Genomic DNA, 14,421 nt, shown 5'->3' with positions numbered 1-14,421 from the left:
ACTTACCAACCGGTTACCACGGGTAAGGCGCTCCCGTTACCGTCGGGTCACTTTCACTCCACTGCCCCACCAGTGCCCCAGTGAGGAGTGCCCCGTGCGCACATCCCTGGCCCTCGCCGCCTCCGCCGCCCTCGTGGCCGGGACGGCCCTCGGGCTCGCCCCCACCGCCCAGGCCGCCGGCACCGGCTCGACCGGCATCCGCTTCGTCGACATCGCCGGGGACGGCGGCACCGTCCTCAAGGCGAACGTCGTCACCCCCGCCGGAGCCGACGGCGCCCCCCGCCACCCCCTGATCGTGCTGCCCACCAGCTGGGCCGTGCCCCAGGTCGAGTACCTCGCCCAGGCCCGGAAGCTCGCCGACTCCGGCTACGTCGTGGTGAGTTACAACTCGCGCGGCTTCTGGCAGTCCGGCGGCGAGATCGAGACCGCCGGCCCCAAGGACATCGCCGACGCCTCCAAGGTGATCGACTGGGCCCTCGCGAACACCCCGGCCGACCCGGACCACGTCGGCATGGCGGGGGTCTCGTACGGCGCGGGGATCAGCCTGCTCGCCGCCGCGCACGACCCGCGCGTCAAGGCCGTCGCGGCGCTCAGCGGCTGGGCCGACCTCATCGACTCCATCTACAGCGGCCGCACCCAGCACCTCCAGGCCGCCGCCCTGCTCGGCGGCGCCGGTTACCTCACCGGGCGGCCGGGCCCCGAACTCCGGCAGATCCTGGCCGACTTCCTCTCCTCCGACCTGGCCAAGGAGGAGGACATGATCGCCTGGGGCCGCAAGCGCTCCGCCGTCGAGCAGGTCGACCGGATCAACGCCAACGGCGCCGCGATCATGCTCGGCAACGCCTGGGGAGACACCATCTTCCCGCCCAACCAGTACGCGAGCTTCTACGAGAGGCTCACCGGCCCCAAGCGCCTGGAGTTCCGTCCGGGCGACCACGCCACGGCCGAGGCCACCGGTCTCCTCGGCCTGCCCAACGACACCTGGACCAGCGCCCACCGCTGGTTCGACCACTACCTCAAGGGCGTCGACAACGGCGTCGACCGCGAGCAGCCCGTCCGGTTGAAGCCCCGTTCGGACGCCGGCTACGAGGGCTATCCCGACTGGAAGTCCCTCGACGCGAACCGGCGGAAGTTCGACCTCGACGGTACGCAGCGGATCCGGGCGAACGTCGACTCCGGCGCCGACGGCGGCGTCGTCATGCTCTCCAACCTCCTGGACCAGTTCTTCCAGGCCCCGCCCGCCGTCTCCGTCCCCCTCCTCCCCCGCGCCTTCGCCGGCGTCTGGCAGTCGGAACGGTACGACGCCCCGCAGCGGGTGCGCGGCACGGTGGAGGTGCACACCACGGTCACCCCGACCGCGGAGAGCGGCACCTTCGTCGCGTACCTCTACGACGTGGGCCCGCTCGGCTTCGGCAAGCTGGTGAGCAGCGCCCCGTACACCTTCCACGGCCGGACCCCGGGGCAGCCGTTCGGCGTCGACCTGGAGCTCTTCTCGACGGCCTACGACGTCCCGGCCGGGCACCGGCTCGCCCTGGTCGTCGACACCGTCGACCCGCTCTACATCGAGCACAACCCGACCGGCGCGCAGCTGACCTTCTCCTCCCCCGCGGCCGACCCGTCGTACGTGTCGGTCCCGCTGCGGGAGGAGTGATCACCGGCTGCTGCCGGGCGGGTGCGGCCCCGGGAGGGGTCCTGCCCCCTTCCCCGCGCTACTGCTGTCCCGGCAGCAGCGTCCGTGGTTCGGCCGGGGCGACGTCCACGGCCTTCGTCTTCGGGCTGCGGCGCTCCCTGCGGGCCACCCAGGTGGCGAACCAGGAGAGCAGCATGCACATCCCGATGTAGATCGGTGAGATGACGAGGACGACGGGGATGAACGGCAGGTCGTAGTCGAGGTTGGACGCGATCAGCTTGCCCGCGTGCAGGAACTCCTCGTAGGTGATGAGGAAGCCGAGCGAGGTGTCCTTGAGGGCGACCACGAGCTGGCTGATGATGGCCGGGAGCATGGCGCGCACGGCCTGGGGCACCAGGACGTACGTCATCACCTGGGCCTTGCGCATGCCGAGCGCGTACGCCGCCTCGCCCTGCCCGCGTGCGACGGCGTGGACGCCGGTGCGGAAGACCTCGGCGAGCACGGAGCCGTTGTAGAGGGTCAGGCCTGCGACGAGCGCGGGCAGCGGCTGCACCTTGAGCGCCACGAAGATGAAGAAGATCATCACGAGGACGGGCATGGCGCGGAAGAACTCGACGAGCAGGGTCGAGATCCAGCGCGGCACCCGGTGCTCGGAGAGGCGTCCGGTGGCGAGGACCGCGCCGAGGGCGAGCGAGAGGACCGAGGCGTAGGCGAAGGCCTTGAGGGTGTTGCCGAGGCCCCTGAGCAGCAGCTCCTGGATGCCCTTGTACGCGAAGGGCGTCCACTTGGCGGAGGTGAACTGCTCGGTGTCGAGGAGGAGGTGGAGGACCCATCCGGCCAGGGCGAGGAGGACCGCGGTGGACGCGAGTCCGTAGAGGAGGTGGCGTTGTCGGGCGTGGGGCCCGGGGATGTCGTAGAGGGCGGTGGACTCGGTCATCGGGCGACTCCCCAGCGCTTCTCCATGAGGTGGAAGAGGGCGCTGATGGTGAGGGTGATGATCAGGTATCCGACGGCGATCCAGACGAAGGTCCAGACGATGTTGTAGCCGAGTTCGCTGAGGGTCTTGTAGGTGCCGAGGAGTTCGGTGACGCTGAACGCCCCGGCGATCGCCGAGTTCTTGGCGAGGGCGATCAGGGTGGAGCCGACGGGCGGGATGACGGTGCGGAAGGCCTGCGGCAGGACGATCGTGGAGAGGGTCTGGGAGAAGGTCATGCCCAGGCTGCGGGCGGCCTCGCCCTGGCCGCGCGGCACGGTGTTGATGCCGGAGCGCAGCGCCTCGCAGATGAAGGCGGAGGTGTAGCAGCCGAGGGCGAGGACCGCGAACAGCTTGAAGGGCAGCACGAGTCCGAAGCGGGGCAGGCCCAGCATGACCGCGAAGAAGAGCAGGGTCAGCGGGGTGTTGCGCAGGACGGTGACCCAGACCGTGCCGAAGACCCGGAAGGAGCCCACGGGCGCGACCCGGAAGGAGGCCATGACGAAGCCCAGGACGAGGGCGAGCGCCGAGGCGTAGACGGTGAGTTCGACGGTGCCGAGGAACCCCTCGGCGTAGAGCGGGAAGTTGTCTGTCAGTACGTCCATGTCAGCTGGTGCGGTCCTCAGTTGGCCGGGTAGCGGTCGATGGCGGGCGGCTTCGGGGCGGGGACCCCGGAGAGGCCGAGGGTGGCGTCGTACGCCTTCTTCCAGTCGCCGTTCTTCTCGTGGGCGGCGATGGCGTCGTCGAGGGCGAACCGCAGGGCGGTGTCGCCGTGCGGGACGCCGATGCCGTACGGCTCCTCGGAGAACGGCTTGCCGACGACCTTGAGTTCGTCGGGGACCTTGGCGGCGTAGCCCATGAGGATCGTGTCGTCGGTGGTGACCGCGTCGACCTGGTAGGTCAGCAGGTTGTCCACGCAGACGGAGTAGGTGTCGTAGGCGACGAGTTCGGCCTCGGGGTGGTCCCTCTCGATGCGCTGGTACGGGGTGGAGCCGGCGGCCGAGCAGACCCGCTTGCCGTCCAGGTCCTGCGGTCCGTCGATGTCGTTCTCGTCGGTGCGGACCAGCAGGGACTGGCCGGCCCGGTAGTAGGGTCCGGCGAAGCCGACGAGCTTCTTGCGGTTGTCGTTGATGGTGTACGTGCCGACGTAGTAGTCGATCTGGCCGTTCTGGAGGGCCGTCTCGCGGTTGGCCGAGGCGATGGTGCGGAAGTCGACGCCGGCCGGGTCGAAGCCCAGGGAGGCGGCCGTCATCCTGGCGATCTCGATGTCGAAGCCGGAGTAGCGGCCGGTGGCGGGGTCCTTCTCCCCCATGTAGGGCTGGTCCTCCTTGACTCCGACGACGAGCCGGCCGCGTTTCCTCGCCCGCTTCCAGGTGGCGGAGTCCGGCAGGGTGAAGCCCGACTCGACGCGGTAGACGGGGAGTTGGTCGGGCTGCGGGCCCTTGACGGGCGGGCTGCCCTCCTTGCCGCAGCCGCCGAGCGCCGCCGTCACGGCGAGCAGCAGGGCGAGGGGGGCGAGGCTCCGGTGCGTGCGCTGCATGGTTCCCACCCGGTCAGTGCTTGAGGATCTTGGAGAGGAAGTCCTTGGCGCGCTCGCTGCGCGGGGCGGTGAAGAACTCCTCCGGGGCGCGGTCCTCGACGATCTTCCCGTCGGCCATGAAGACGACCCGGTTGGCGGCGGAGCGCGCGAAGCCCATCTCGTGGGTCACGACCACCATCGTCATTCCCTCGCGGGCGAGTTGCCGCATGACCTCCAGGACCTCGTTGATCATCTCCGGGTCGAGGGCCGAGGTCGGTTCGTCGAAGAGGAGGGCCTTGGGGTCCATGGCGAGGGCGCGGGCGATGGCGACGCGCTGCTGCTGGCCGCCGGAGAGCTGGGCCGGGTACTTGTCGGCGTGCGCGGCCAGTCCGACCCGGTCGAGGAGTTCGCGCGAACGCCGGTCGGCCTCCTCCTTCCTGCGCTTGCGGACCTTGGTCTGCGCGAGGGAGACGTTGGCGAGGACGGTCTTGTGCGCGAAGAGGTTGAAGGACTGGAAGACCATGCCGACCTCGGCGCGCAGCCGGGCCAGCGCCTTGCCCTCCTCGGGGAGGGGCCGGCCGTCGATGAGGATCTCGCCCGACTCGACGCTCTCCAGCCGGTTCATCGCGCGGCAGAGGGTGGACTTGCCGGACCCGGAGGGGCCGATGACCACGACCACCTCCCCGCGCCCGACGGTGAGGTCGACGGACTGGAGGACGTGCAGCGCGCCGTAGTGCTTGTTGACGCCACGCAGTTCGATCAGCGGATCGACGACGGCCATGCGCTGCCCTGCCCCGTTTCTCGGCGGTGTCGCGGTCAGCGCAAACTTTCCACGAGAAAAAGGGACTTCACGCCCGACACGCATGAAACGGGAATAATCCGTATTTACTGCGGAAGGGTGGCTCGGAGCCGGCGGAAGCTCAGTACTCGGAGGCCTCCGCGTACACCTGGGAGAGCTGCGGCGCGCCCGTCATCGCCCAGTCGAGGCCGGCCTCGACGACCTGGATCTCCCGGCCGGAGGCCAGCCGCACCACGGGGCCGCCGCCGGGCCACACCTGCCACCGGGCGCCCGGCACGTTCCGGACGATCACGGTGCCGAGGTAGAGCCCGGCGTCGTTCCCGAACCAGGGCAGCTCCTCGGGATCGTTCCGCCAGCGGGGCGGGAGCTGGTCGAGCTCCTGGAGGGAGCCCGGGGTGTCGTCCAGGGCCACCCCGGCCTCCGCCACCCGGGACCGCAGCAGCTCGCACTCGGAGAGCAGCTCGGCCACCCCCTCCGGATCACGGTCGAAGGCCGCGACCAGGGGGGAGTCCGAGGAGTCGGGCTCGTGCCGCTTGCGCCAGCTGTCCAGAAAGGGAATGTTCATCCGAACAGCGTCGCACCGTGGCCGCGCGGACCACCACCCGGCGCGCGGTGATCATCGCGACCGGCGTCAGACGTCCAGGTCGACGACGACCGGCGCGTGGTCCGAGGCGCCCTTGCCCTTGCGCTCCTCGCGGTCCACGTAGCTGTCGGAGACCGCCTCGGCGAAGGACTTGTTCCCGTAGACCAGGTCGATGCGCATGCCCTTGTTCTTCGGGAAGCCGAGCGCGCGGTAGTCCCAGTACGTGAAGGGGTGGTCGTACTTGAGGGGGCGCGGGACCACGTCGGCGAGACCGGTCTCGCGGAGCCCGGCGAGCGCGGCCCGCTCCGGCTCCGTCACGTGCGTGGCGCCCTCGAAGACGGCGATGTCCCAGACGTCCTCGTCCGTCGGGGCGATGTTGTAGTCGCCGAGAACCGCGAAGGGGCGCTCCCCCGCCGCGTCCTCCGCGACGGCCGCCTTGAGCGCCTCCAGCCAGCGCAGCTTGTACGCGTAGTGCTCGTGGGCCACCTCGCGGCCGTTCGGCACGTACACCGACCAGACGCGGACCGGGCCGCAGGTCGCGGAGATCGCCCGGGGCTCCTGCACCCCGTCGTACTCCGGGCCGCCGGGCAGCCCGGTCACCACGTCCGCGAGGCCGACCCGGGAGACCAGGGCCACGCCGTTCCACCGGCCGGTGGCGTTGACCGCCGACTCGTAGCCCAGGGCGCGCAGCTCCTCGACGGGGAACTGCTCGGCGGTGCACTTGGTCTCCTGGATGCACAGCACGTCGGTGCCGCTGCTCTCCAGCCAGGCCAGGAGCCGGGGCAGCCGGGCGGTGATCGAATTGACGTTCCAGGTGGCGATGCGCATGGGCGCAAGCCTACTGGCGGGGTGTGACAGCGCGCGGATTCAGAGCTCGGCGGAGGCGCCGGAGGCGAGGCGCGCGTGGTGGGTGCCGCCGAGCCCGCCGATCTGCCGGTCGTAGATGGGCCGCGCGAGATCGGTGAGCAGCGCGTCGTGGATGTCGTACGCCCGGCGCGGCTTGACCTCGCGCACGTAGTCGATGACCTCGGAGATCTTGTTCCAGGGGGCCATGACGGGCAGCAGCAGCGTGTCGACCGGGTGGTCGGGCACGGTCAGCGCGTCGCCGGGGTGGAAGACGGTGCCGTCGACGAGGTAGCCCACGTTGGTGATGCGCGGGATGTCCGGGTGGATCACCGCGTGCAGCTCGCCGTGGACCTGGACGTCGAAGCCGGCCGCCGTGAAGGCGTCACCGTGCCCCACGGTGTGCACCCGGCCGGGAAAGGCCGCCGAGAGCCGGTCGGCGACGCTGCGCAGCGTCCAGATCTCGGCGGCCGCGTTGGCCTCCAGGGCCGCGCGCAGCCGGCCCTCGTCGAAGTGGTCGGGGTGCTCGTGGGTGACGAGCAGCGCGTCGGCTCCGAGGACGGCGTCCTCCTCGGTGAACGTGCCGGGGTCGATGACGAGCGTGCGGCCGTCCTTCTCCAGCCGCACGCAGGCGTGGGACTTCTTCGTCAGCTTCACACCGTCAGGCTACGCCGGGGGCGTCGTCTCCTCCTCGATGACCCGGTTGACCACCCGCAGCGCCGTCTCGGCGGCCGGGAGGCCGCAGTACACGCCCGCGTGGAGGACGATCTCGCGGAGCTCCTCCGGCGACAGACCGTTGCGGAGGGCCGCCCGGGTGTGGTCGGCGAGGGCCTCCCGATGCCCGCCGGCGAGGAGGGCGGTGAGGGTGACGGCGCTGCGCAGGCGCCGGTCGAGCCCCTCGCGGCTCCACACCTCGCCCCACGCGTAGCGGGTGACGAGCTCCTGGAAGGCGCCGTCCGGGTCGTCGGCGAGGGCCTGGTCGACATGGGCGTCGCCGAGGACCTCGCGGCGCAGCCCGAGCCCCTTCTCGTACGGATCGGGCCGGCCGGCCCCGGCAGGCTCGACGACCGGGGCGGCCGGGGTGGGCTCGACGACCGGCGCGGGCGGCACGTGCGGCGGCACGGTCAGGGTGCCGCTGGTCTCCTGGGCGGTGCCGGAGAAGTGCTCGGCGAGCAGGTCGGTGACGGCGGCCGGCTGCTCGACGGGGGCCAGGTGCGAGGCGCCGGGGACGACGGCGAGCCGGGCGTCGGAGATCCCGGCGACCAGGGTGCGGGCCTCGGCGGGACCGGTGACCTGGTCCTCGGAGCCGACGAGGACGAGGGCGGGGATGCCGATGCTGCCGAGGGCCTCGCGGACGTCGAAGACGGCGAGGGCCTCGCAGGCGGCGATGTAGCAGGCGGGGTCGGTGGTCCGGACCATCTGGACGGCCCAGTCGACGATGGCGGGCTGCGCGCCGGCGAAGAGCGGGGTGAACCACTGCTCGGGCGCGGTGCGGGCCATCGGCTCCAGACCGTTGGTGCGGACGATGACGCCCCGCTGACGGAACTCGTCGGCGGTGCCGAACCGGGGCGAGGCGGCGACCAGCGCGAGCGAGGCGACCCGGTGGGGCGCACGCAGGGCGAGGTCGAGGCCGACGGCGCCGCCCAGGGAGCAGCCCGCGTACCCGAAGCGCTGGACGCCGAGCGCGTCGAGGGTGGCGAGGAGCCGGTCGCCGAGTTCGGCGACGGAGGTGAAGGGCTCCGCGGGCGCGCCCCCGTGTCCCGGGAGGTCGAAGCGGACGACCCTCCAGTCACGGCTGAGCTCCGGTATCTGCCGGTCCCACATGTGGAAGGTCGTACCGAGGGACGGTCCCAGGACCAGGACCGGGGCGTCCTCGCGCCCGTCGACACGGTATTGCAGGGTGTTCGTCGGTGTCTCGCTCACCCGCAAGACCCTCTCATCTCCCGCCGCCCCGCACAGCGCCGGGTCGAACCTGAGGGGGTCCGCCCCTCGTGGCGATCCGGAGGAACCGGCCCTAGGGGGTGTCGAGGGCGCGGGCGAGGAAGCGCCGGGTGGCCGCCTCCCGCGGGGCCGTCAGCACCTGTTCCGCGGTGCCCTGCTCCACGATCACGCCGCCCTCCAGGAAACAGACCCGGTCGGCGACGCGCCGGGCGAAGTCCATCTCGTGGGTGGCCATCAGGATGGTCAGGCCGCGCTGCTTGAGGTCCGCGACCACCTCCAGTACCTCGCCGACCAGCTCGGGGTCGAGGGCCGAGGTGATCTCGTCGAAGAGCAGCAGCTCCGGTTCGGTGGCCAGGGCGCGGGCGATCGCGGCACGCTGCTGCTGGCCGCCGGACAGCCGGTCGGGGTGCTCGCGCGCCTTGTCCGCCAGGCCGAGCCGGTCCAGCAGCTCCAGGGCCCGTGCCTCGGCCTGCTTGCGGGGCACCCCGTGGACCTGGCGGGGCGCGAGGGTGACGTTGTCCAGCACGCTCAGGTGCGGGAACAGGTTGTAGGCCTGGAAGACGATGCCGATCCGCCTGCGGGCCACATCGGGATCCAGGCGCGGGTCGGTCAGTTCGCTGTCGCCCAGGTGCACGGTGCCGTCGTCGACGACCTCCAGCAGGTCCACGCACCGCAGCAGGGTGGACTTGCCCGAGCCGGAGCCGCCGATGAGGCAGACGACCTGGTGCTCGGCGACGTCCAGGTCGATCGAGCGCAGCACCGGGCGCGAGCCGTACTGCTTGCGGAGGCCGCGGATGCGCAGCAGTGGCCGGCTCATCGGCCCGCCCCCGCCCAGGTGCGCTCCGCGGCCCGCCGCTGGAGCCGGTCGGCGAAGCGGGTCAGCGGGATGGTCACCGCGATGAACAAGAGAGCCGCTCCCAGGTAGGGGGTGTAGTTGAAGTCGTAGTCGGCCTTGATCTGCGCGGCGCGCAGCGCCTCCAGCGGGCCGAGGACGGCGACCAGCGCGGTGTCCTTCTGCAGCGCGATGAAGTCGTTGAGCAGCGGCGGAACGACGTTGCGCACCGCCTGCGGCAGCACCACGTGCCGCAGCGTCTGGCGCTGGTTGAGCCCCAGGGCCCGGGCGGCGTTGCGCTGCGCGGGGTGCACCGAGTTCAGCCCCGCCCGGAACACCTCGCCGACGTAGGCGGCGTAGGAGAGGACCAGGGCGATCACGCCGAGCACCCAGGGCTGGGAGGGGGTGCCCTGCAACTGCAGGGCCGGCAGGCCGAAGCCGACGAGGAAGACGAGCAGCAGGGTCGGCACCCCGCGGAAGACGTCCACGTAGACGGTCGCGGCGAGCCGCAGCGGCTGCAGGCCCGGCGCGCGGGTCACCCGCACCAGGGCGATCAGCAGTCCCAGGACGAGGATCAGCACCTCGGCGACGAGGAACATCTGGATGTTGAGCCAGAAGCCCTTGAGGAGTTCGGGGAACGCGGCCCGCAGCTCGGCGCCGTCCAGGAACAGGCTGTGGACCCGCTCCCAGCCCGGCGAGGCGACCGCCCCCGCGCCCAGTGCCACCAGGGCCAGGACGGTGCACAGGGCGGAGATCCAGGTGTGGCGGCGCCGGCGGGAGCGGCGGAAGCGCCGCCGCTCCAGCTCGTGCTCGCTGGGCCGGTGGGTGTCGTCGTCCGGTGCCGGCGACACGGCGGTTTTCGTGAGTTCCACGGTCGGGCCCGTTACTGCTTCAGCTCGGGGACGTTCGCCGACGCGGACAGCCACTGCTTGGTCAGCCTGGCGATGGTCCCGTCGGCCTTGAGGGCGCTCAGGGCCTTGTCCACGCAGGAGGTGTAGCCGCTGTTCTTCGGCAGGAGCAGGCCGAACTCCTCGGGGGTGCCGCCCGCGTAGCCGAACTGGCCCACGATCTTCCCGTTGTCCAGCTCCGCTCCCGCCAGGTAGAACACGGTGGGCAGGTCGGTGACGATCGCGTCGATCTGTCCGTTCGTCAGCGCGGTGACCTCGTCCTTGGTGGTGTTGAAGACGCTCGGCTTCTGCGAGGGCTTGAGCTGGTCGAGCACGGCCTGGTAGCTGGTCGTGGCGACCTGAACGCCGATCTTGGCGTCCTTGAAGGCGCTCAGGGACGTGGCGTCGGCGAACTTCGAGTCCTTCAGCGTCAGGACGGCCTGGCTGGCCGTGTAGTAGCTGCCGGAGAAGTCGACGGCCTTGGCGCGCTGCGGGGTGATGGAGATCTGGTTGATGTCGAAGTCGTAGGACTTCGCGCCGGGGGCGTAGGAGTGTGCGAAGGGCTCGACGACCCACTTCACCTGGTCCTTCGCGAAGCCCAGCTTGCCGGCCACCGCATAGGCCACCGCGCTCTCGAAGCCCTTGCCGTTGGACGGGGTGTTGCTGTCGAACCACGGCTCGTAGGCGGGGGAATCCGTCGCGACGGTCAGCTGGCCGGGCTTGTGGAGGCTCGGGCTGCCGGTCGTGCAGTCGGCGGCCTTGGCGGAACCGGCCGCGCCGGGGGTGGTGCTCTGGGGCTGGGGCGCGCAGCCGGCCGCCGCCAGGACGACGGCGGTGGCGGCGGCGGAGGCCGCGACGGCTATCCGGGTACGGGACATCGGGGGTCCTTCGGGAGAGGTCCGGGAAAAGAGAGGTGAGATAGAGATATCAGCTGGTGAGATCGAACACCTGGTCGCCCTGGTGCAGACCGAACACGTCGGCCGCGGAACCGCCGCGGATCACCAGTTCGGCGAAGCCGACACCGGAGCTTCCGACCGTGATTCCGGGCTCGCCGTAGGGGACGTCGGGGAGCCGGTCGTAACATCGCACCTCGACGTCGCGGCCCTCGTGCCGGTTGTGCACGAGCAGGCCCTTCTCGCCGTCGTAGCCGGGAAGTTCGACGGCCGGCAGGTCCAGCTTGCAGTTGCCGAAGTTGTCCACGACCGCGACCCGCACCTCGCGCGCGACGGGCGGCTGAACCGCCTGCGGCCGCGCGGGAACCTCGCGGCCGTCCGCGAGCCAGCGGGCGAGCAGGGGCACGTACCACAGGCTGCGGAACTGGGTCCGCACCATCTCCTCGACCTCGGCGGGCGCCAGCTCGGCCCATCCGGCGGCAGCGGCCTCCAGCACCTCGCGGACGTCGGTGACGTGAACCTCGGTGACGCCCAGGTAGGCCGCCAGCGGGGCGAGGACCCGGTGGTTCAGCGTGCTGATGACCAGGTGCTCCCCGTGCCGGAACCAGCAGAACGGCACGCCGTTGGGCCAGTGCCCGTCCCTCGGGGCGATGTTGACCAGGACCACCACGGGCTGCGTCGGCCCGCCGATCAGGTCCGTGGAGCGCAGCAGGTCGAGCAGGGTGAGGGCGGCTGCGCCCTCCGGGTCCGGCCCCGTCAGCGGCAGGACGGTCGGCGTGGCGCCGAAGAGGGTGGCGATACGGGTGGACTGCCGGGCCAGGGCGTTGGCATCGGCACAGTCGGTGAGGGAGACGACCGGTGGACGGGTCATGGCGGGTTCTTCGCCTTCTGTCGAACTGGGGGAAAGAAATCGGGGGAAACGAAAAACGGACCCTCCGTTTCCGGAGGGTCCGTCGCAATCCTGTGCGCGCACGGCTTCGCTAGCGAAGCGCCTCCGAAGTTCGGGGCATCATTCGCATCATGGCGAGGGTGGTGGTGCGCTGCATGGGCGGGACCCTAGCACCGACCGGAAGCACCGCGACCACCTGTCCACGGAGTGAACATCCGGGTCGGCCCGGGGGCCGGGTGATCCGGCCCCCGGAGTGAGCGCGGAGCGCGCGGTGCGGGCCTCGGGGCCGCTCTGCCCCCGGACTTCCGTGCTCTGGCGGAGGCCTACCCGGTCCTGGTCGTCGACGACTTCCTGACGGTGTCCGTCCCCCGGCCCGGCGCCGAGGCGTTGTGGGCGGCCGAGGCCAGGGACGACGAGGTCCTCCAGGACCTGTTCGAGAGGGGCGACACCGAGGACCACGTCCCCTTCCCGCAGCCGGGCGGCCTGATCTCCCGGGCGTCGTCCTCCTCCGGGGACACCTTCTCCTGGAGGACGAGCCCGGCCGATCCTGACGCGTGGCCGGCCGTCGTGCGCGGGGACAACGGCGACTGGCCGGAGTTCCCGGTCGGCGCCGTCGCGTTCCTGGCCGGCGTGTACGGCCGCACGATCGACGTGGGCGGCGTGCCCGGGGACTTCCCCGGCCACGACCCGCGGGTGCTGGGCCTGGGTGACAGCACCGGCTGATCGACGACCGGTCCGCACGCGCACGTGAACGACGATCGCCCCCGGGGTCTCCCGGGGGCGATCGTCGTGGGGATCGGTCCCCGCGGCGGTTCTTCGGGGCGGTTCCTCGGGGCTGTGGGGGGCGTCAGGGGCTCGTCGTCGACACCGCGTACACCCGGGGGAAGGCCGGGTCGGTGAGGTCGACGGTGATGTCGGTCCGCGGACGCGGTTCCTCACGGGTGACGACGGCGCCCGCCCAGCTCACGCCGGGGGTGAAGGTCCAGCCGGCGATGTCGGCGTCGCGCTCCCCGACGGTGACCCGGCCCGGGGCGAGCGCGGAGCGGGAGGTCCCGGACTCGGCGAGGAAGGCGTCGAGGCCGCCGGCGGTCGTCGTGAACTGGACGTACAGCCGGCTGGTCTTCCAGTTGCTGGTCTCGTAGTAGGCGACGTCCCAGGCCCCGGAGGGGATCGGGATCTCGAAGACCCGGCGCTTCATCAGCGAGGGCCAGTTGTCCTGGAGGCCGGCCGGCGAGGACTCGCGCTCCTTGTCGCGGCCGCTGGCACGGCTCTGTTCCGCGGAGACGACGAGGTAGCCGGCCGGGATGCCGACCAGGAGCACGATGATGACGGCCGTCAGCCAGCGGCGGCGGATCATGTGCCCCCGGTCCTCGGGCAGCTTGTCCTGCGGAGGGCGGGTCAGGGTGGCCTGCTGGGGCAGGGTGGTCTGCTGGGGCGGGGTCATGAAGAGGGGTCCTCGGGGGTGCGTGCGGTCCGGCCCGAGGTCCCGTTGCGCAGGGCCTGGGCGTAGCGCTCGTACCGTTCGTACCGCTCGACGCGGCGCCGGTTGGCGCGGCGGAAGCGGCGGGCGACGAGCCGGGCGAGGTCGGCGGCGCCGACCATCCCGGCCTCGGGGCCGAGCTGGGCGCGGGTGATGCGGGCCTCGGGGCGGTAGCCGCGGCCGGTGAGGTGGCGGCGGAAGGCGTCCCTCGCGGGGCCGATGAGCAGGTCGTCGGCGGCGGAGACGCCACCGCCGATGACGAAGCAGGAGGGGTCGAGGGCGGCGGCGAGGTTGGCGATGCCGACGCCGAGCCACTGGCCGATGTCCTGGAACAGCTCGACGCACATGGCGTCGCCCTCGCGGGCGAGCTCGGTGATGAGGGGGCCGGTGATCTCGGGGATGTTCCCCTTCACCCGCTCGATGATCTCGTACGCGACCGGGGAGTCGGCGGCGGCCAGTTCGCGGGCCTCGCGGACCAGCGCGTTCCCCGAGCTGTACTGCTCCCAGCAGCCCCGGTTGCCGCAGGGGCAGCGGTGGCCGCCCGGGACGACCTGCATGTGGCCGAACTCTCCGGCGACGCCGTACTTGCCCCGCTTGACCTGGCCGTCCTCCAGGATGGCCCCGCCGATGCCGGTGCCGAGGGTGATCATGACGAGGTGGTCCTCGCCGCGTCCGGCGCCGAAGCGCCATTCGGCCCAGGCGGCGGTGTTGGCGTCGTTGTCGACCATGACGGGGACGGCGAGGCGGCCCTGGAGGGCGTCGCGGAGGGGTTCGTTGCGCCAGGCGAGGTGCGGGGCGAAGAGGACCCGGGCCCGGTCTGCGTCGACCCAGCCGGCCGCGCCGATGCCGACGGCGTGCACGTCGTGCCGGTCGGAGAGGTCCAGGACCAGCTCGACGATGGTGTCCTCGACGACCTTGGGGCTCTTGGACTTGTCCGGGGTCTCCGTGCGGAGCTTCTCCAGGATGTTGCCGTCGGCGTCGACGACGCCGGCCATCACCTTCGTACCGCCGATGTCGATGCCGACGGTCGGCACCCGGGGCGCCGTCAGGTGGGAGCGCCGCTCCCGGCTCCCGACGGTGCGCAGCACGGTCCCGCGGGCGGCTCCCCGGTGGGCGAGGTCACGGTAGGTACTCATCGGCTCCGATTCTGCC

Annotated in this window: 16 protein-coding genes; 2 read left to right on the top strand and 14 right to left on the bottom strand. The window is 71.7% G+C overall.

The window, feature by feature from the left end:
- Positions 1–94: 94 nt before the first annotated feature.
- Positions 95–1,651, top strand: a complete 1,557-nt coding sequence (locus ACIGW4_RS24000) for an alpha/beta fold hydrolase (RefSeq protein ID WP_399582745.1) — start codon at positions 95–97, stop codon at positions 1,649–1,651.
- 58 nt (positions 1,652–1,709) lie between these two features.
- On the opposite strand, the gene ACIGW4_RS23995 is transcribed toward ACIGW4_RS24000, so the two are convergent.
- The 12 genes from ACIGW4_RS23995 to ACIGW4_RS23940 all read right to left on the bottom strand — a co-directional run bounded on the left by ACIGW4_RS23995 (position 1,710) and on the right by ACIGW4_RS23940 (position 11,771).
- The gene (locus tag ACIGW4_RS23995; protein WP_123456168.1) at positions 1,710–2,567 is read right to left on the bottom strand and encodes an amino acid ABC transporter permease; all 858 of its coding nucleotides are present in this window, start codon (positions 2,565–2,567) and stop codon (positions 1,710–1,712) included.
- Positions 2,564–3,208, bottom strand: a complete 645-nt coding sequence (locus tag ACIGW4_RS23990) for an amino acid ABC transporter permease (protein ID WP_123456167.1) — start codon at positions 3,206–3,208, stop codon at positions 2,564–2,566. The genes ACIGW4_RS23995 and ACIGW4_RS23990 overlap by 4 nt, the downstream gene beginning before the upstream one ends.
- Positions 3,209–3,225: 17 nt before the next feature.
- The gene (locus tag ACIGW4_RS23985; RefSeq protein WP_399582743.1) at positions 3,226–4,143 is read right to left on the bottom strand and encodes a glutamate ABC transporter substrate-binding protein; all 918 of its coding nucleotides are present in this window, start codon (positions 4,141–4,143) and stop codon (positions 3,226–3,228) included.
- A gap of 13 nt (positions 4,144–4,156) precedes the next feature.
- Positions 4,157–4,903 carry an amino acid ABC transporter ATP-binding protein gene (locus tag ACIGW4_RS23980; RefSeq protein WP_123456166.1) on the bottom strand — a complete coding sequence of 249 codons (747 nt, stop codon included), beginning with the start codon at positions 4,901–4,903 and terminating at the stop codon, positions 4,157–4,159.
- Between the two features lie 139 nt (positions 4,904–5,042).
- Positions 5,043–5,486: a DUF6278 family protein gene (locus ACIGW4_RS23975; protein WP_123456165.1), complete on the bottom strand. Its 444-nt coding sequence runs from the start codon at positions 5,484–5,486 to the stop codon at positions 5,043–5,045.
- A 66-nt stretch (positions 5,487–5,552) separates the two neighbouring features.
- Positions 5,553–6,332, bottom strand: a complete 780-nt coding sequence (locus ACIGW4_RS23970; RefSeq protein WP_123456164.1) for an exodeoxyribonuclease III — start codon at positions 6,330–6,332, stop codon at positions 5,553–5,555.
- Between the two features lie 39 nt (positions 6,333–6,371).
- On the bottom strand, positions 6,372–7,004 hold the full coding sequence (locus tag ACIGW4_RS23965) for an MBL fold metallo-hydrolase (RefSeq protein ID WP_399582740.1): 633 nt from the start codon (positions 7,002–7,004) through the stop codon (positions 6,372–6,374).
- Positions 7,005–7,013: 9 nt separating this feature from the next.
- Positions 7,014–8,270 (bottom strand): alpha/beta fold hydrolase, encoded by a 1,257-nt coding sequence (locus ACIGW4_RS23960; RefSeq protein ID WP_399582738.1) that lies wholly within the window; start codon positions 8,268–8,270, stop codon positions 7,014–7,016.
- 91 nt (positions 8,271–8,361) lie between these two features.
- Positions 8,362–9,105, bottom strand: coding sequence for an amino acid ABC transporter ATP-binding protein (locus tag ACIGW4_RS23955; protein WP_123456161.1), 744 nt, complete (start codon positions 9,103–9,105; stop codon positions 8,362–8,364).
- On the bottom strand, positions 9,102–9,971 hold the full coding sequence (locus ACIGW4_RS23950; RefSeq protein ID WP_185094676.1) for an amino acid ABC transporter permease: 870 nt from the start codon (positions 9,969–9,971) through the stop codon (positions 9,102–9,104). The genes ACIGW4_RS23955 and ACIGW4_RS23950 overlap by 4 nt, the downstream gene beginning before the upstream one ends.
- A 32-nt stretch (positions 9,972–10,003) precedes the next feature.
- Positions 10,004–10,885 (bottom strand): ABC transporter substrate-binding protein, encoded by an 882-nt coding sequence (locus ACIGW4_RS23945; protein ID WP_123456159.1) that lies wholly within the window; start codon positions 10,883–10,885, stop codon positions 10,004–10,006.
- A 49-nt stretch (positions 10,886–10,934) separates the two neighbouring features.
- Positions 10,935–11,771: an SAM hydroxide adenosyltransferase gene (locus ACIGW4_RS23940; RefSeq protein ID WP_123456158.1), complete on the bottom strand. Its 837-nt coding sequence runs from the start codon at positions 11,769–11,771 to the stop codon at positions 10,935–10,937.
- 375 nt (positions 11,772–12,146) lie between these two features.
- Between ACIGW4_RS23940 and ACIGW4_RS23935 the strand changes: the two genes are divergently transcribed.
- The gene (locus tag ACIGW4_RS23935) at positions 12,147–12,512 is read left to right on the top strand and encodes a hypothetical protein (RefSeq protein ID WP_399582736.1); all 366 of its coding nucleotides are present in this window, start codon (positions 12,147–12,149) and stop codon (positions 12,510–12,512) included.
- A 124-nt stretch (positions 12,513–12,636) separates the two neighbouring features.
- Here the strand turns inward: ACIGW4_RS23935 and ACIGW4_RS23930 are convergent, their stop codons facing one another.
- Together ACIGW4_RS23930 and ACIGW4_RS23925 are read right to left on the bottom strand one after the other, a co-directional pair.
- Positions 12,637–13,233, bottom strand: a complete 597-nt coding sequence (locus tag ACIGW4_RS23930; protein WP_185094675.1) for a hypothetical protein — start codon at positions 13,231–13,233, stop codon at positions 12,637–12,639.
- Positions 13,230–14,405, bottom strand: a complete 1,176-nt coding sequence (locus tag ACIGW4_RS23925) for an ROK family glucokinase (RefSeq protein ID WP_123456156.1) — start codon at positions 14,403–14,405, stop codon at positions 13,230–13,232. The genes ACIGW4_RS23930 and ACIGW4_RS23925 overlap by 4 nt, the downstream gene beginning before the upstream one ends.
- Between the last annotated feature and the right edge of the window lie 16 nt (positions 14,406–14,421).

This window comes from Streptomyces sp. NPDC053513, assembly GCF_044544765.1.
Taxonomy (GTDB): domain Bacteria; phylum Actinomycetota; class Actinomycetes; order Streptomycetales; family Streptomycetaceae; genus Streptomyces; species Streptomyces litmocidini.
Note: the sequence above shows the minus strand (reverse complement) of the source record. Positions and strands in the feature narration are given on the sequence as shown.